19 protein-coding genes and 1 pseudogene are annotated in these 16,818 nt (G+C 39.4%); 12 read left to right on the top strand and 8 right to left on the bottom strand.

Annotated features, from left to right (window positions below; translation table 11 throughout):
• Positions 1-78 precede the first annotated feature (78 nt).
• Positions 79-423 (bottom strand): holo-ACP synthase, encoded by a 345-nt coding sequence (gene acpS, locus G6W42_RS06450; protein WP_109147236.1) that lies wholly within the window; start codon positions 421-423, stop codon positions 79-81.
• The gene (gene fliL, locus G6W42_RS06455; protein ID WP_002942267.1) at positions 420-956 is read right to left on the bottom strand and encodes a flagellar basal body-associated protein FliL; all 537 of its coding nucleotides are present in this window, start codon (positions 954-956) and stop codon (positions 420-422) included. The genes acpS and fliL overlap by 4 nt, the downstream gene beginning before the upstream one ends.
• 58 nt (positions 957-1,014) lie before the next feature.
• On the opposite strand from fliL, the gene ybaK reads away from it, so the two are divergent.
• Positions 1,015-1,497, top strand: a complete 483-nt coding sequence (ybaK, locus tag G6W42_RS06460) for a Cys-tRNA(Pro) deacylase (RefSeq protein WP_194173382.1) — start codon at positions 1,015-1,017, stop codon at positions 1,495-1,497.
• Here ybaK and G6W42_RS06465 read toward each other — a convergent pair.
• Entirely contained in the window at positions 1,486-2,472 is a 987-nt protein-coding gene (locus tag G6W42_RS06465) for an SAM-dependent methyltransferase (RefSeq protein ID WP_194173383.1), read from the bottom strand. The genes ybaK and G6W42_RS06465 overlap by 12 nt on opposite strands.
• Entirely contained in the window at positions 2,469-3,077 is a 609-nt protein-coding gene (locus G6W42_RS06470) for a trimeric intracellular cation channel family protein (RefSeq protein ID WP_194173384.1), read from the bottom strand. The genes G6W42_RS06465 and G6W42_RS06470 overlap by 4 nt, the downstream gene beginning before the upstream one ends.
• 117 nt (positions 3,078-3,194) lie before the next feature.
• Between G6W42_RS06470 and G6W42_RS06475 the strand changes: the two genes are divergently transcribed.
• Positions 3,195-3,860 (top strand): lipid-binding SYLF domain-containing protein, encoded by a 666-nt coding sequence (locus tag G6W42_RS06475; RefSeq protein WP_194173385.1) that lies wholly within the window; start codon positions 3,195-3,197, stop codon positions 3,858-3,860.
• A 108-nt stretch (positions 3,861-3,968) separates the two neighbouring features.
• On the opposite strand, the gene G6W42_RS06480 is transcribed toward G6W42_RS06475, so the two are convergent.
• A complete protein-coding gene (locus G6W42_RS06480; protein ID WP_002942234.1) occupies positions 3,969-4,178 on the bottom strand; it encodes a hypothetical protein in 210 nt (69 codons plus the stop codon).
• Positions 4,179-4,328: 150 nt separating this feature from the next.
• Between G6W42_RS06480 and G6W42_RS06485 the strand changes: the two genes are divergently transcribed.
• The 10 genes from G6W42_RS06485 (at position 4,329) to modD (ending at position 11,455) form a co-directional block, all read left to right on the top strand.
• On the top strand, positions 4,329-4,775 hold the full coding sequence (locus G6W42_RS06485) for a transcriptional repressor (RefSeq protein WP_194173386.1): 447 nt from the start codon (positions 4,329-4,331) through the stop codon (positions 4,773-4,775).
• A 101-nt stretch (positions 4,776-4,876) separates the two neighbouring features.
• Entirely contained in the window at positions 4,877-5,200 is a 324-nt protein-coding gene (locus tag G6W42_RS06490; protein ID WP_002942231.1) for an HMA2 domain-containing protein, read from the top strand.
• Positions 5,193-5,843 (top strand): ferritin-like domain-containing protein, encoded by a 651-nt coding sequence (locus G6W42_RS06495; RefSeq protein WP_194173387.1) that lies wholly within the window; start codon positions 5,193-5,195, stop codon positions 5,841-5,843. The genes G6W42_RS06490 and G6W42_RS06495 overlap by 8 nt, the downstream gene beginning before the upstream one ends.
• 31 nt (positions 5,844-5,874) lie before the next feature.
• Positions 5,875-6,186: a hypothetical protein gene (locus tag G6W42_RS06500; RefSeq protein WP_242042706.1), complete on the top strand. Its 312-nt coding sequence runs from the start codon at positions 5,875-5,877 to the stop codon at positions 6,184-6,186.
• Positions 6,187-6,195: 9 nt separating this feature from the next.
• Positions 6,196-6,510, top strand: coding sequence for a hypothetical protein (locus tag G6W42_RS06505; RefSeq protein ID WP_012001863.1), 315 nt, complete (start codon positions 6,196-6,198; stop codon positions 6,508-6,510).
• Positions 6,510-6,815, top strand: a complete 306-nt coding sequence (locus tag G6W42_RS06510) for a YtxH domain-containing protein (protein WP_194173389.1) — start codon at positions 6,510-6,512, stop codon at positions 6,813-6,815. The genes G6W42_RS06505 and G6W42_RS06510 overlap by 1 nt, the downstream gene beginning before the upstream one ends.
• Positions 6,784-8,874, top strand: a complete 2,091-nt coding sequence (locus tag G6W42_RS06515) for a heavy metal translocating P-type ATPase (RefSeq protein WP_430640609.1) — start codon at positions 6,784-6,786, stop codon at positions 8,872-8,874. Before G6W42_RS06510 ends, G6W42_RS06515 begins: the two co-directional genes overlap by 32 nt.
• 14 nt (positions 8,875-8,888) lie before the next feature.
• Positions 8,889-10,352, top strand: a complete 1,464-nt coding sequence (locus G6W42_RS06520; protein WP_194173390.1) for an alanine/glycine:cation symporter family protein — start codon at positions 8,889-8,891, stop codon at positions 10,350-10,352.
• 10 nt (positions 10,353-10,362) lie between these two features.
• Positions 10,363-10,620, top strand: a complete 258-nt coding sequence (locus G6W42_RS06525; RefSeq protein ID WP_194173391.1) for a helicase — start codon at positions 10,363-10,365, stop codon at positions 10,618-10,620.
• Position 10,621: 1 nt separating this feature from the next.
• Positions 10,622-11,455, top strand: a complete 834-nt coding sequence (modD, locus tag G6W42_RS06530; protein WP_194173392.1) for a ModD protein — start codon at positions 10,622-10,624, stop codon at positions 11,453-11,455.
• A gap of 547 nt (positions 11,456-12,002) precedes the next feature.
• Here modD and G6W42_RS10830 read toward each other — a convergent pair.
• The 3 genes and pseudogenes from G6W42_RS10830 to G6W42_RS06540 all read right to left on the bottom strand — a co-directional run bounded on the left by G6W42_RS10830 (position 12,003) and on the right by G6W42_RS06540 (position 16,816).
• A complete protein-coding gene (locus G6W42_RS10830) occupies positions 12,003-13,163 on the bottom strand; it encodes a methyl-accepting chemotaxis protein (protein WP_430640612.1) in 1,161 nt (386 codons plus the stop codon).
• A gap of 9 nt (positions 13,164-13,172) precedes the next feature.
• Positions 13,173-13,970: pseudogene (locus G6W42_RS10835) on the bottom strand (nitrate- and nitrite sensing domain-containing protein); the annotation flags it as partial.
• Between the two features lie 278 nt (positions 13,971-14,248).
• Positions 14,249-16,816 carry a molybdopterin-dependent oxidoreductase gene (locus tag G6W42_RS06540; RefSeq protein WP_194173394.1) on the bottom strand — a complete coding sequence of 856 codons (2,568 nt, stop codon included), beginning with the start codon at positions 16,814-16,816 and terminating at the stop codon, positions 14,249-14,251.
• Between the last annotated feature and the right edge of the window lie 2 nt (positions 16,817-16,818).

The raw sequence follows: 16,818 nt of genomic DNA on the forward strand, positions 1-16,818 counted from the left end.
AAAGTTTATATAAGTATTTATTTGTAAATTAGGCTTTTCTTCAAAAAACAGCTAGAAATTGGTAAAAACAGACAAATTTTACACAATCATCACTGCAGCTACGGCAAATCCGCCGTCGTGAGTTATACTAAGGCTTGCTTCTTTGATATTAAAGCTTGTATAAATTCTTGGGCTAAATTTTATCTTTGGTGCGTTTTTTGCATCTTTACTGAGCATAATGTCTAAAAAGCCACACTCCTTGCTGATGCCCACACCAAGGGCTTTGCTAGCTGCTTCTTTGGCCGCCCAAAATCCAGCCAAAGTCGCATCATTTTTTGCTAGCGCGATCTCGCTATCACTTAAAAATCTCTTTAAAAAAAGCTCGCCGTGACGAGCCTTAAGTCTTGAAATCCTATCTATCTTAACGATATCGATGCCTATCATTGCACCACAAAATCAGTAAAAAATATGTTTTTGATGTAGCCATCATTTAGCACTTCATTTAGCTTACCGACGATCTCGTCTTTTAGCCTATCCTTGCCCTTTGCAGTGCTTACTTCTTCGTAAGTTTTAGAAGAGAGCGTTCTTATGATGATATCTCTTAAAAGTGCCTTTTTCTTATCAAGCTCGGCTGTTAGTAGCTCGTCGCTTTGCTCTAGATCGATCTTAGTTTTAAGAAATCTCGAGCCATTTTCACTAAGTAAATTTACGACAAACTGATCGAGCGGATATATCGGTCCCATGTTCGAATAGTCGTTGCCACCGCGTTTTGCTTTGTTTTGAGCGGGTGCTGGTTGAGTTTGAGTCTGAGCTGGTGTTTGCGCCATATTTGCCTCTTTTGGCTCGTCAGAACTAAGCATCAAAAACGCCACTAGCCCTCCGATAACTAGCAATAAAACAAATATCGCGATGATGATTATCATCAAAGCGCCATTGCCACCTTTTTTTGCTTTTTTCTCTTCAACTTCTTCAGCCATCTTTCCTCCTTTAAGTTTTGGCTATAATTATACAAAAAATTCACAAAAATGAGAAAAGATGATACATAAAACCAACGCCGCTAGGCTTTTAGACAAGCTAAAAATAGAGTATGAGATATTAGAATACGAAGTCGATCTAAACGATCTTTCAGCCGTTCACGTAGCAGCTAGCACCAAGCAAGATATAAAGCAAATTTATAAGACAATCGTCTGCCAGTGCGAGCCTAAAAATTTTGTCGTTGCTTGCTTGCAAGGCGATCTGGAGCTTGATCTAAAAGCACTTGCTCATGCGTGTGGAGCCAAACGCTGCGAGCTTATAAATTTAAAAGACCTAGAAAAGATCACCGGCTACATCAGAGGCGGCTGCTCGCCACTTGCTATGAAAAAGCACTTTGCGACTTTCATCGATGAGCGAGCAAAAGAGCAAGAGTACGTGCTAGTAAGCGCTGGAGTAAGAGGCAAGCAGATAAAGATAGCTCCAAATGACCTTTTGAAGGCTTGTGAGGCGGATTACGCTGATATCGTCAGACTAGCCCTTTAAAAACTCTATAAATTTAAACTTCTCGCCTAAAAACTCAGGCGAGAGTAGAAATTTCGCCTGTTTGGTGACATTTTCATAGGCTTGTTTGCTCCCCTTTTCAAGCACTAAAGATAAAATTTCATCCACGCCAAAGTCGCAAACCAAAGCTTCATTTTGCTTTTTAAATTTGACCATTTTAAAGCCAGCCAGAGAGAAAGCCTCTTTTACCTGCTTAAAACAAAGGCTATAAGTTAGATCTGAGCTTTTAAAATATGGCTCTAGGTTTGAAATTTCAAACAAAGAAAAAACTTGATGATCTTTAAAAACTCTTAGACTAAATTCATTTTTTGGCTCAAATTCGCCGTAGTCAAAGCTTAAAAATCTAACCTTTTTAGCCGCATTTGCAAGCTGAAGCGCAAATTTAGAGTAGCTGGTTGAAATTTCACCCTTTTTTATGCCAAATTTCTTTGCTAAATTTAGTAAATTTTGATCTGCCTTTTGCCAGTAAAATTTTAGGTCACTATTCACAAAAAGCATATTTTCCCCCTCTATCACCTCGCAGCTAAATGCGTCAAACAGCTCATTTGATATGACAAAAATTTCATCAAACGAGCACTCACCTAAATTTTCATAGTGTTTTATTTTTACTTCGTTGCCAAAGCGATTTTTAAAGGTTTCAAGCTGTTTTTTGCGTAAAATTTCATGAGGTTCGATGATGATAAACTCTAAATTTGGCAAAATTTCTGGCTCAAGTGTAAAAACACCTTGTGCGAAGTCAGCCAGCATATCGCCTGAGTTTGCGCCGATCTCCACGACCTTGCAAGAGCTAGAAATTTCGCCATTTTTAAGTAGCTTTATAAAGTAGTTTGCAAGGCAGGCGCCAAAGAGGTAGCCAACGCTTACATTTGTGTAAAAATCGCCCTTTTTGCCGATATCCACGCCAAATTTATAGTAGTTTTCATTGACCCAAATATCAAAAAACTCGCTAAATTTCATAGATCAGGCAGCTTCCAGCCTCTATAAAATGCAAACATCCTCACCGTGATGCCAAATGCGAGCAAGAGCATAGTAAAAAATATGTTACTAAGACCTAAATGATAGAGTATAAAGTAGGCAAGCCCCACGCCAAGGCTTATCGTGCCGTAAAGTCCGGTGCGTAAAAACCACGGGACTTCATTTAGCAAGATATCTCTTAAGATACCGCCGCCAACGCCGTTAAAAAAGGCGATCATCATGACGCCAAAGATGTTGTAACTATACTCGATCGCCACCATCGCACCAACGATAGAAAAGCAGATAACGTCGATCGCGTCGGCAAAGATAAAGACAAATTTCTTCTCCAAACCATCTCTTTTTATATGTAAATTTGTGATCCTAGATACAACAAGCATAAAGATGACGACGCTTACTGGCATGTAGTGAGTGAATGAATAAACCGCCCTACCAACGAGCATATCACGCATGATACCGCCTCCAAGTGCGGTCAAAAATGCGGACAAAAAGACGCCAAGCCAGTCGCACTCCCTCTTTACTGCAAATAAAAAGCCACTAAGCGCAGCTGATGCGATACCAACGTATTCTACAAAAAGTATTAAGCTCATATTTTTTCCTTAAAAATGGGCATTTTATAATGAAATCTCATAAAATTTCATTAATAAATTTTTAAATAATAGTTTATTTTAGGCTATAATAACAAAAATTTTAAATAAGGAAATTTGATGAAAAAAATTCTAACTTTACTCTTTTTGATCGGCTCATTTTTCACGCTAAATTTAGAGGCCGACGTCATCCAAAATCAAAAATTAAAAAATGCGATAAACATTTTAAACGCTTTTGGCACTAGAAATTTAAAACCAAATACTAAATTTACAGGCATCAAAGCCATCGCTATCATCCCAGACGTAACAAAAGCAGGTGCGATCATCACTGGCTCAAAAGCCAGAGGTGTATTTATCGCTAAAAACGACGATGGCGAATGGTCAAGTCCGTTTTTTGTAAATTACACATCTGGCAGCATCGGACTTCAGCTAGGATATAGCTCGGCTGATATGATCATTTTGTTTAAAAACTCAGAAGCCTACGCAAGCTTGTTTAACGCAAAAGATACGATCAGTCTAAAAGCAGAAGCAACTGGTGGCGTTGGCAACGAAGTAGCGATAGCTAGTGATTTGCCTGAAATTTCAGCATTTGTCGAGGAGCGTGGCAAGACAAGTGGAGCTTTCGTGGGCGTTAGCTTAGATGTGGCAAGACTTAAGATAAACGCACAAGATACAAACGACTACTATGAGAGAATGTATGACTTTGAAGATATCTACAACAACAGCCCAAAAGCTAGCAAATACACAATCAAATTTAAAGAGATAATCTCAAAATACTTCTTATAATAACCTCATGTCTTGGCTCTTTTAGAAGAGTCAAGCTCTCTTTTTTATATTTTAAAGATTTTAGAAATTTAGTTTATAAATTTAGAAAGATTATGGCTTAGCCTTTTGCTAAACCATAAATAGTGATACAAAGCGTTTTTTAGGGATTGGAGAAAATTGAGTCATATATTCAAACGCCTCTTCGTAGTCGCCGTCAGTGTATTGCGCGACTTGCTCGATAAGCTCATAAAGCTCTTCGTCATCCATCGAGTCAAAGCTGCCTCTATTTTCCAAAACCTCTAACAAAACGGCGTCTAATTCTAGCTCGTCGTAAGTCATTTCGTTCCTTAATTCTGATTTAAAAAATGCGAAACTATACCAAAAGAAGCTTATAAAATACTTTACTTTAAATTCGTAAGAAATTTTATGCATTTTTTAGTAGAAAAGTTGTAAAATCTTTACATTCATTATCAATTTGATAGGGATTTTGTGGAAGACTTTGAACTATTTTACAAGCATTTTAACGAGTTTTTAAAAGCTTTTGATCAAAAAGGCTCTGAGATAAAAGAGCAAATTTTGCGTGTGCTTTTTGCTAGCAAGTCGCATCTAAGTGCTCAAGAAATTTGCCAAAAAATTTATGAAACTTACAAAAATGAAATTTCAATGACTTCTATATATACCTTTTTAAATTTTCTTGAAGAGCACCATCTAGCAAATAGTTTTGAGCAAAATGGTGTTAAAAACTATGAGCTAAATTTAAAATCCTCTCACGATCATCTAATCTGCGAAATTTGCGGAAAGGTGGTTGATTTTGAAGATGAGATGATAGAGCAAAGGCAGGAGCAAATTTGTAGCCAAAGTTCATTTAGCGCAGAGTCTCACAAGATGATACTTTATGGAATTTGTAGTGATTGCCAAGCAAAAAATGGGGTTTAAATTTATCATTTCATTTTGCTTTTTGATAATGAAAGACAAAAAAATTTCAGATTTGTTTAAGTTACATAATAGATAATATGCCATCAACTAAAAGGAAACAAATGGATATAAAAACACAAACTTTAGCACAAGTTGCAAGCTATTTTTCGATGATAGCTCACACAAATGGCAGACTAAGAGTAAGGGTTAGCCCAAAGATAAAGGAGCTAAGCAGCAGCGTAAATTTAGCCAGTTTAGATGATATGATCGCTCAGATAAATGGCATAAAAAATGTTAAATTTAACAAGATAATCGGCTCTGTAACGATCGAATACGACCACGAAATTTTCCCTAAAAATCTCTGGGAGGATCTCTTAAAAGGTCAAAATTTAGAAGAAATTTCAGCTAAAGTAAATGAAGTAGCAAGAGAAGTAAAGTATGCTTAATGAGCTTTTAAACGCCTCTTATACGAGCGAAAAAAACGCACTTAGGCTATATGAAAGCCTAGCTTCATTTGGCGAAGTATTTGATCAAATCGCAAGCGTGAGAAAAAACGCGACCATCTTGATAAAAAAATTTGCAAGCGCGCATAAGTATGAGCTTGTTTGTGAAAATGAAGCTATCTTTTTGCCGGCAAAAAATAAAGAAGATGCGCTGATAGAAGCGCTAAACTATGAAAATGAGCTAAACAAAATGTATGAAAAATTTTGTGAAAGCTTAGATGATGAGGAGTTAAAAGATCTATTTTTTAGACTTTGGGCTACTTCAAATAACGAATACATAGCCTCTTTAAAGCACTGCTTAAAAGAAATTTATAGTGGAGTTGGGGAAAAAAATGAGCTAAATTTAAATGAAATTTCACAAAATTTTGAGCAAAATGGCATAACAAATATTTTAGAGAGCTATCAAAATGACTTTAATGAGATAACTAAAAGCTTGCAAAATATCGCAAGTGGCAAGGCTGATAAAAGTGAGTTAGCAAAGATAACCAATAATCCAAATTTCTCGTTTTTTAGCGGGCTTGCACTTGGGGCATTAGGCATTTCAGTAGTTAGTAAAAATTTAAATAAGGATGAAGAAGATGAATAATTTACAAAATCAAACAAAGAAAGGATTTAAAATGGCATTACCATTTTTAGCAGGTTTAGCAGTAGGCGGTTTGGCAGTAGTTGCTTGGAGTAAAAGAGATAAGATCAAAGAGTGCGCAAAAGACGGCCTAGACAAAGGCAAAGAGGCTGCAAAAGATCTTTACAAAAAAGGCAAAAACGTCGCAAAAGACGCAAAAGACTTCATGGTAAAAGAAGAGAAAAAAGCAAAACGTGGCGCTAAAAAAGTAGAAAAAGAGGCTGAAAAAGTGGTTAAAAAAACAAGAAAACCACGCACTAAAAAGCCAGCAGCTCCAAAAGCTATCACACCAAACGATATAGCTTAAGGATAGAGAATGCAAGAAAATAATCTTTTTACGCTTTCAAACACAAGGCTTCCGTTTGATCACTTCATCAGCGGAGCCTTAATCGCTGGCATGGGTGCGGCTGCACTTGGCTTTAACGACTATCTAAACAACAGAGCAACTAAAAAAGATGTCGCTAAGAAGATAGTAAAATATGCTGTAACTGGCGGTTTTGTAGGTGCTGTTGGCATTCACGCTTCAAATTTGATAGCGCAAAAAAAATATCTAAACGCAGCAGCTTTCACAGCAGCTGGCATCGGCGGTCTTTTGATAGCTGAAGAACTAATAAAATTGGAGAGCAAATAATGAATAACCCTTATATCAATGAAGAAAACGCAAATGACGCAGCAGCAACTCAGCCAAGTGCAGTTGATAATGCGATAAATAATGCAGCTCAAAATTTACCATTTGTACCTGAAAATTTTAACGCAGCTGGCTTTGTAAAAGGCCTACTTTTAGGCGGCATAGCAGCTTATGTGCTAACTAATCCAAAAGCACAAGAGTGCGTATTTAAAGCGATCATCAAAGGTGGCGAGCTAATAAACGCTGGCATAGAAGAACTAAAAGAGCGTTTTGAAGATGTCAAAGCAGAACTTGACTCACAAAAATAAGGTCACTCTAGCTCACAAGAGCAAAAATAGAGCGAGGTTTATTTGCGAGAGCCTAAACGCTAGAAGCGATGTCAGCGCCATCGAGGCTGCGATCTCAGAGCGAACCGATGCAAAAAGCGTGCGCGTAAACAAATACGCAAAAAGCATCGTTGTCGAGTTTGATAAGAGCTATGAGAAAATTTTAGATTTTATAAAGAGCTATGATTTTCCAACCAAGCCAAAAGATGAGAGCCTACCTAGCAAAGCAAATATCTACAAAGCTGCTGCTGCACTTGGTGTAACGCCATTTATGAGTAATAAAACTCTAAAATCAGCCGTGACTCTTTACGCCACAGCTCCAAATTTAATAGAAGGCGCAAAAGAGCTAAGGCACGAGGGCGTCACATCAAAAGTGCTTGAAGCAACTGCTATTGGCACAAGCCTTGCAATGGGCGACCACCTAGCTGCAAATAGCACAAATTTGATGATAAATATCGGCGAATATATGGAAGAAAGTGCTAGCCACAGAAGTGATGATCTAATAAAAGAGCTAGCCAAACCAAACATCGAAGAGGTATGGGTCGAGCGAAATTTAAACGGTGAAAAGACGCTTGAAAAGGTAAAAACCGAAAATTTAAAAAAGGGCGACATCGTTGTCGTGGGAGCTGGCGAGACGATAGGCGTTGATGGCTACATCGTCGAGGGTAATGCTGATGTCAATCAAGTCTCAATGACTGGAGAAGCCGAGCCTGTGGCAAAAGCTAGAGGCGACCGCGTCATAAGTGGCACTGTTGTTGATGAAGGTAGGATCAAAATTTGGGCTGAAAACGTAGGTAGCGACACCGCAACCGCAAGAATCAAAGAGTACATCCAAACTTCACTTAATGAAAAATCAGCCATCGGCGTAAAAGCTCTAAAACTAGCTGATAAACTTGTGCCAGTCACGCTCTCTCTTGCTGGGCTTTCGTATGTTATAAATAAAAATATGAACAGCGTTGCTAGCGTGCTTCAGGCTGATTACTCTTGCGCACTTAAGCTTGCTACGCCAGTTGCGTTTAAGTCAAGCATCTCGAAAGCCGGCAGAAACGGCATCCTTATAAAAGGTGCAAAGGCGATCGAGGCTCTAAGCTCGGTTGATACCTTTGTCTTTGACAAAACCGGCACTCTAACTCACGGACGCCTAAGCGTGGTTGAAATTTACTCTTTTAAAGATGGCTTTTCAGAGGCTGATATCTTAAATTTAACAGCAAGTGCCGAGGAGCACTACTTCCACCCAGTAGCTGAAGCGATAGTTGAGGCTGCAAACAAGCGTGGATTTAGCCACATTCACCACGATGAGGTCGAATTTATCGTGGCTCACGGTGTAAAAACAGCGATGCACGGCAAAGAGGTGGTTATCGGCAGTAGGCACTTCTTAGAAGATGATGAGATGATAAACTTTAAAGCTCACGAAACACTCATAAATAAGGCATTGCAAAGCGGTCTAACCTTGCTTTACGTGGGATACGACAAAGAGCTTGTTGGCGTCATAGCCATGAAAGATGATATGAGAGCAAACGCTAAAGATATGGTGGCAAAACTACGAAATCTTGGCGTAAAAGAGATAGTTATGCTAAGTGGCGACATCAAGAGCAAGGCTGAAGAGGTAGCGCGCGAGCTTGGACTTGATAGAGTCTATGCTGAGTGCTTACCAACGGACAAAGCAGCGATCATCGAAGAGCTAAAAAATGAAGGCAAAAAGGTCGCCTTTGTCGGAGATGGCATAAATGACGCGCCAAGTCTAACAAAAGCAAATGTTGGCATAAGCATGCACAAAGGTGCAGATATCGCTAAAGCAACGGCTGATATAAGCCTTTTAAAAGACGACATCATGAGCGTGGCGCTTGCAAAAGAGCTCGCAAATAAGACGATGAAGCTAATAAGCTCAAATTTCCGCTCAACCGTTGGCGTAAATACAGCCATACTAAGTGCCGCAACGCTTGGCATGCTAAATCCAATAGCAACTGCTATGCTTCACAATGGCACGACGATCTGGCTTCTGCTCAACTCAATGAAGGGCGTGAAGATCAAGTCAAAATAAATTTGAAAGGATAGATGGTGTTTGAGAATTTCTTAAACTTTTTAAACGGCAAAATGGATGTAGCCAACGACTTTTTATATGGATATTTTTTGGTTATCATCCTTGTAGCTTCAGGAATTTACTTTAGCTATCTTACCCGTTTTGTGCAGTTTAGGATGTTCTTTGAAGCTTGCAGAGTTCTGGTAGAAAAAAAGGACAAGTATAACAAGCACCATCTAACGCCATTTCAAGCGCTGATGATCTCGACTGCTTCACGCGTTGGTATCGGCAACATCGCTGGAATTTCAGCGGCTATCGTCGCAGGTGGCCCTGGAGCACTTTTTTGGATGTGTTTGATGGCGTTTTTAGGCTCAGCTTCAGCCTTTATTGAGAGTACTCTAGCTCAAATTTATAAGACCAAAGATGTTTTTGGCTTTAAAGGCGGTCCAGCTTACTACATCAAAAATGGGCTTGGTATAAAGTGGCTTGGCTCTTTGTTTGCCATCATCCTCATCATCACCTATGCTTACGGCTTTAATGGGCTTCAAAGCTACACCATGACCTCTGCCTTTGAAATTTACTACGACCAAGCAGGCAGCAACGTGAGCTTTTCACAAAGTGGCTTGCCTATTGGCATCGGACTTATCCTTACAGCATTTACGGCTGTGATGTTTTTTAGCAAGAGCCACGTCATCGGCAAAGTTAGCTCATATATCGTGCCTTTTATGGCTCTTACTTATATCTTGCTAGCCCTCATCGCGATCGTTTTAAATTTCAAAGAAATTCCAGCCGTTATCAAGATGATCATAGAAAGTGCATTTGATTTTAAAGCGATATTTGGCGGTTTTGCTGGAAGCGTGATCGTGATAGGCATAAAAAGAGGACTTTTTTCAAATGAAGCTGGCATGGGTTCAGCGCCAAATGCAGCGGCTGCGGCGCACACAAGCCACCCAGTCAAGCAAGGCCTAGTGCAAGCAATGGCGGTCTTTATCGATATGACGATATGTATCGCTTCTGGTATGATCGTGCTTTTTTCTCAGGCATATCTTACAAAACAAACTGGCGTAAGTGGCGAAGTGCTAACCGCCCTACCTCTCGTTCAAGCAGCGATGAAAGAGTATTTTGGCGACTTTGGGCTACACTTTACGACCCTTGCAGTAGTGCTATTTGCCATCACTTCACTCATCGGCAATTACTACTACGCCCAGGCAAATATGAAATTTCTAACTAAGAGTAAAAATTTAACGCTAGCATTTAAGATCACAGCAGTGATTATGATATTTATAGGCGCTCAGATGAATCTAAAGCTCGCTTGGAACATCGCTGATATCACGATGGCGGCTATGGCTACGATAAATATCATCGCCATTTTCTTATTATCAAAAGTGGTGATAATAGCGATAAAAGACTACGAAGCTCAAAGAAAAGCTGGTAAAAACCCAGAATTTGACCCAGAGAGCCTAGGCATCAAAAACACAAGCTGCTGGAGCAAAAACTAAAGGAGAAAATTTGGGAAAAGATATAAAGATAAGCGGCAAACTACTAGATCTAAATATCCATAGACAAGTAGCGAAGGTTGGCATGAGCATCACTTTGGCATCTGTTTGCCTAAGCGCACTTTTTATGAAAAATAGATCTGTTAAAAAAATCCACGTAGTTTCTGGCATCGCATTTACATGCTTTGCCCTTTACCACGCTGGACTTTACGATAACGGCATCTTTAAAAAGATGATCGTAAAAGCAAAAACCGCTTCAAAAAAGGCATAAAATGAGACTAAGCGACGCTGAAATTTTAGACTACATAAACGAGGACCTACCCTACTTTGACCTCACAACGTCGCTTCAAAGTATTGATAAAAAAGCCTCACTTGAAATTTACTCGCGTGATGAAATTTGCGTAAGCTGTGTAGATGTGGCAGCGAGTGTGGCGAGGCTACTTGGGTGTGAGAGTGAAATTTTCGTGCAAAACTCTCAAATTTGCAAGGCTGGCGATGTTATCATAAAAATTTATGGTGGCTACGAAGATGTGCATAAGGCTTGGAAACTAGCCCAAGTCGCACTAGAATACGCCAGCGCCATCGCAACCTACACAAACAAAATGGTAAAAGCTGTAAAAAGCGTCAATGAAAAATGCGAGATTTTAGCAACCAGAAAGAGCTTCCCATTTGCAAAGAAATTTTGCGTAAAAGCCGTGCTTGAAGGTGGTGGTGGCATGCACAGGCTGGGGCTTAGCGACAGCGTTCTTTTCTTTAAAAATCACATAAAAGCCTACGCTAGCTTTGATGAATTTATCTCACATTTGCCAGAATTTAAAGCCAGAATGGTCGAGCGAAAGATCTGTGTCGAGGCTGAAATTTTAGAAGAAGCAAGCAAGCTTTTAAAGGCAAAATGCGACGTCGTGCAGTGTGACAAATTTAGCCCAGAGCTTATCAAAAACGTGCTAGCTTTAAGAGATGAAATTTCACCAAATACCATGATCCTAGCAGCTGGCGGTGTAAATTTAGCAAATGCAAAAGAATTTGCAAATGCTGATGCGATAGTCACTTCTGCAATGTATTCAAAAGGCGCTGCTGACATCAGCGCAAGACTTGAAATTTTGTAAAATTTTACAAATAAAAATACATATAATCTATATATCAAACAAGTTTTTATCAAATTTTATAATTCCGCATAATACCTTAGCAAGTATCAAGCAAATTTTAAAATTTGACAGAGTTTTTTATACGCATGCAGTGCGTCAGCACTATTGCATGCCACCTTGAACGTTGTCGGGGTTGGGGGATTGTTAAGGGGGAAGGGAGCGACTTCGTAATTCAAGCCTCTTCCCCCTTAACAATAAAATTTATAATTATGTCGCACAGTTGCGAGCCTGCGAAGCAAAATTCAAGTCCCCTTGTCTCCCCTTTTTGATAAAGCAAATTTAGAAATTTAATTAAGCTGTCTTTGCAAATTTTAAAACTTTACTCACTCGCCTTAGCAACTTACTAAATTTAGAAGCGTGATATGCTCGCTCATGAAATTTTAAAATTTGCTTGAATTTTCTTGAGTATTAAATTTAAAGTTTAAAGCAGAAAAACAAGTAGCCTAAATTCACATAGCCCTCTAATGCTTCAAAGAGCTATGCTTTGTATTGTGCTTGGGTTTGTTTGTTAAAACCTCTTCTTCCTAACCTCTTCAACTATAGCTTTAGCCATCTCATCTACTTCTGATGTTACTTCGTTTGCTTGGTTAGCAATTACAACGTTTTCTTTTGTTAGGTGATCTATTTGAGCAACTGATTGATTTATCATATTTATGCCTTCACTTTGCTCTTTTATAGATTCACTCATCTCATTTATTGATTGAGCTAATACATTTGTATTTGCTTCTATCTCACCAAGTGATTTTTGAGTTCTTTCAGCTAGTTTTCTAACTTCATCAGCAACAACTGCAAATCCTCTGCCATGTTCTCCTGCTCTTGCTGCTTCTATAGCAGCATTAAGTGCTAGAAGATTTGTTTGATCTGCTATATCTCTAATGATAGTTATGATGTTTTTAATCTCATCACTTTGTCTTATAACATCAGCTGTCTTTTGAGAGATGGCATTCATTGAGCTAGACATTTGCTCAACTGCAGCTGCACTTTCTTGTAAGCTATTTGCTTGAGTGTTTGCTGAGCTTGCTACTTTTGATACTGAGCTAGCTAGAAGTTTGGCTTTTTTTTCTAGGACTTGAGCTTGGTTTAGATTGTCATTTAGCATTTTAGATATCTCTATGCCAAGGGAGTTTATACCACTTGCTATCTTACCATCATCATCAAGTCTTTTTGTAAAGTCTTGGTTTTTATAAGTGTTTAGTAGATCAAGTACATCTTTACCATTACAAGAGATTGCATTTTTAAGAGCAAGTTGTAGATCTTTAAATGTGCTTTTTAGTTGATTTAGAGCTGGGTTGTTTGTATCAGCTTCTAGGCTTGCTTCATAGTTGCCATCTTTTATCTCATTTACAAAGGTGTTGGCTTTTTGGATGAAGGTGTTCTCATGCTCTTTTGCCGTCTGTATAACCTCTATATTTTCATTTATAAGTGACGACATGATACAAATTTCATCTTTGCCTTTTAAGCTTAAAAGTTTGGCAGAATTTGTTTTGTTGTTTAGATATAAGAAAAACTCACTTAGTCCATTTTTAACGCTATTGATACCCGAAATGATATTTTTACCAACAACAAGCGAGATAAGCACGAGTGCTACGATAAAACAGGCAAGCATGATAGCCATAAATAGCACAAGGTTGCTGGCCTCGTCTTTGTCGTGTGTGGCTAGCTCTTTCATATCATTTAGCAAGTAAAGCTCGTAGTTTCTGAGGCTATCGATCAAATTTGTTATAGTTTTAAACCAGCTAGCCGCCTCGATCTTTCTGGCTGTCTCTTCTGGGCTCGCAATAGCATCTTTGATGATCTCATCTATTTGCTTAAATTCGTTGCTTTGCAAGATATCTTTTTGCAGGCTGTCTGCGTATTTGCCGCTATTAAATTTGACATAGTCGTTTAAAAGCATTTTGATGTTTGCGTCGTGAGAGATCAAATTTACATATGTGTTTTTGTCGATCTCATCTTTGATAAAGGCGACGTTCATTATCGCTCTTGTGATGCCGTAGTACTCTTTGATCTTTGAAATGCTAAAAATCCTAGCCACATCATCTTTTATAGCTGGCTTGGCGTCTTTTGAGAGAGAATTTAAAAAGACAAGCGTGTTTTCTATCATACCGCTATATTCGCCAAGGAGGTTAAATTTCTCTTTTTTATCGACCTTTGCCCTTATGCCACTAAGTACTCTTAGCACCTCATCTTTGTTTGAGAGCTCTTTCACGATCCCATCGACCTTTGCTCTTTGCTCTTTTAAATTTTTCTCAGAGTCTTTGCCGTTTGCCATGAAAGCTGCGCTATAACCACGCTCTTTTTGAAGCTCATGGATAAATTCGCCCTGCTTTATGATATCTTCGCTCATTGAAAGGTTTGAAATAGCTTCACTTCTGCTATTTAAAACGCCTTTTAAGATGTAAGCACTAGTCACGCTTAGACAAAGCAAACTCACAAAAACGATGAGTAATATTTTAGATTTTATACTTAGATTATTCATTTTATTTTTCTATCCCTCAATCAAAAACCACTATCCAGTGGCATTTTTTGGTATTTTGGTGCGGATTGTATAATTTTTATTATTAAATAAAACTTGAAACCAGAAATTACCTTTAAGCAATATTTAATAAATTTTGGCTTGCAAATGCCGTATTTTAGGGATTTTGTCTAATTATTAATTATAAATAAATAATAAAAATTAATCAAAATTATTTAATTTGTTTCATAAATTTGTCAAATTTTATATAAAAAGCAGGAGATCACTCCCCTGCTTTGAAATTATTTAGAAAATTTTGGCTCAGAAAATGCTGTAAGTTTTGGTGCTTCATCGCCTTGATATTTTCTGATATTTACAAGAGCCGTGTGGCTGATGTTGCCGTTTGCTAGCTTACTCGTTGGGATATCTATGGTTAGCACGTTTGCAGAGCCGTTTTTGCAGATGCCGCTATCAAAGCCGTCATACCAAGCGCCCTCAGCTAGTTTTACAACGCCCTCTTTGATGTTTTTAGTGACATGAGCACCTGCCAAAACCTCGCCACGAGCGTTAAATACACACACCAAATCGCCTGTTTTTACGCCAAGCTCTTTTGCGTCATTTTCATTTATCCACACTGGCTCGCGGTTAGCGATAGCATACTTCTCACGAAGTGAAGTTTGGCTTAGCTGTGAGTGCAAGCGGTCAGTTGGGTGAGAGCTTATCATGTGGTATTTCGCAGGTTTGTCTTTCATGCCTAGCCACTCGATCGGCTCAAACCAAGTTGGATGCGCCTTGCAGTCATCATAGCCCATTTTCTCGATCGTATCTGAGTAAATTTCGATAAGACCGCTAGGCGTTCCAAGAGCGTTTAGCACAGGATCTTCTCTAAATTCGCCAAGTCTTACCCAGTTATCACTATCTTGAGATGAGGCAAATGTGACTGGTTTGTTTTCATTCCAAAACTCTTCAAATGGCTTCATATCGCTTGCAAGCTCAGGGACGGCCTTTACTTGAGCGTAGGCTGCGTCGTAGTACTCTTTGATCCAGTCAAATTCGTCTTTGCCGTTATCTGTGTAGGCGATAGCTAAATTTTTAGCATAAGCCTTACAAAGGTCAGTGAAAATTTGATAGTCATCTTTTGCCTCGCGGTATTTTTCAACGACTTGTTTCATTGGCACGATGTTCATGTTTGAGTAGTCGCCTGTCATCGTGATGTCGTTTCTCTCATACTCTGTTGTGACTGGAAAGACGATATCAGCCATTTTTGCTGTCGGTGTCCAGTAAGCTTCGTGAACGACAACCGTTCTAGGCTTTCTCCACGCTTTTAAATTTGTATTAGTATCTTGGTGATGCACAAGCGGGTTGCCGCCGACCCAGTAGATAAAGTCGATATCTGGGTAGGTGATCTTTTTGCCGTCGTGATCGATCACTTTGCCAGGGTGAAGCAACGCATCAGCGATACGAGCTACTGGGAAAGCGTAGTCAGTTGCTTTTTGTAGCCAGCTTTGACCTGTACCTGCTACTGCGGCTGCTTTTGCGACGAAGCGACCGTGTTTGTCAAATTCGCCCGTATCAGTGCCGATAAACTCGCCTTTTTCGTTAAATTTACCCACACTTGCGCTATTTACACCGCCGATGACTGCGCCTTTGCATGTTGGTGCGCCGCCGTTTGAGTAGTGGTAGCTTAAGCCAAAGCCTCCACCAGGAAGTCCAATCTGACCGATCATCGCAGCTAGCGTTACCATCGCCCAGTGTGGTTGCTCGCCGTGGTGAGCGCGCTGCATGCCCCAACCGCTCATTAGCATCGTGCGGTTACTTACAAATGTATCAGCTAGCTCTTTTAAAGTATCTTTGTCGATACCACAAATTTTGCTCGCCCACTCTAAATTTTTAGGAGTGTTGTCTGTCTTGCCAAGTAGATATGGGAGGAATTTATCAAAGCCATAAGTGTAGTTTTCAATAAATTCTTTATCGTATTTGCCACTTTCATATAGGTAGTGCATCATACCTAGCATCATCGCTGTGTCGGTGTTTGGCACTGGAGCGATCCACTGAGCTTTGTCGAAGTATTGTGCTGTTTCAGACCTGATAGGATCGATCACGATCACTTTGATATCTTTTTTATTTTTTAGCTCTTCAAAGTATTTAAAGCCCTGCTCATCAGTCGCTGTCCAAGCTATGCGAAGTGTCGCAAGTGGGTTTGCGCCCCAGATAACTACGACTTTTGAGTTTTCAAGTACTACCGGCCAGCTAGTTTGCTGCTCATAGACCTCGATGCTACCTACAACGTGAGGCATGATGATCTGGCTAGCACCTGTTGAATAGTCACCAAGTGAGCCAACAAAACCACCACTAAGGTTCATAAATCTATGAAGTAAAATTCTTGAGTTATGCACATTGCCGCTTGATTTCCAGCCGTAGCTACCTGCAAAAACGCTTTGTAAGCCTTTTTGAGCTCTTGTTTTTTTAAGCTCTTTAGCAACTAGCTTGATCGCCTCTTCGTAAGGCACCTCGACCCACTCATCGATGCCGCGAAGCTCTGGTTTTGGGCTGTCTGGGTTTTCAAGGTAGCTTTTTCTTACCATTGTGTGTTTGATACGACTTTTGTAGATCATATCTGGTGTGTAGTGTTGAAGTGGGTTGTAAATTTCACTTGTCTTTTGGATAGGCTCTGACTTTACAGCGATGCCGTTTTTAGTTGTAACTTTTAGCATGCCCCAGTGAGCAGCTGTAAGAGTTTCACCATTTTTTACAATGCCCTTTTTAACCTCATCAGCAAACAAATTTGAAGCTGTTACACTTGAAAGCAAAGGTGTCGCTACAATCGCTGTAGCACCTTTTTTTAGAAAATCTCGTCTGTTCTCGTTCATTG

The sequence above is a fragment of the Campylobacter concisus genome (assembly GCF_015230015.1).
GTDB lineage: Bacteria > Campylobacterota > Campylobacteria > Campylobacterales > Campylobacteraceae > Campylobacter_A > Campylobacter_A concisus_AF.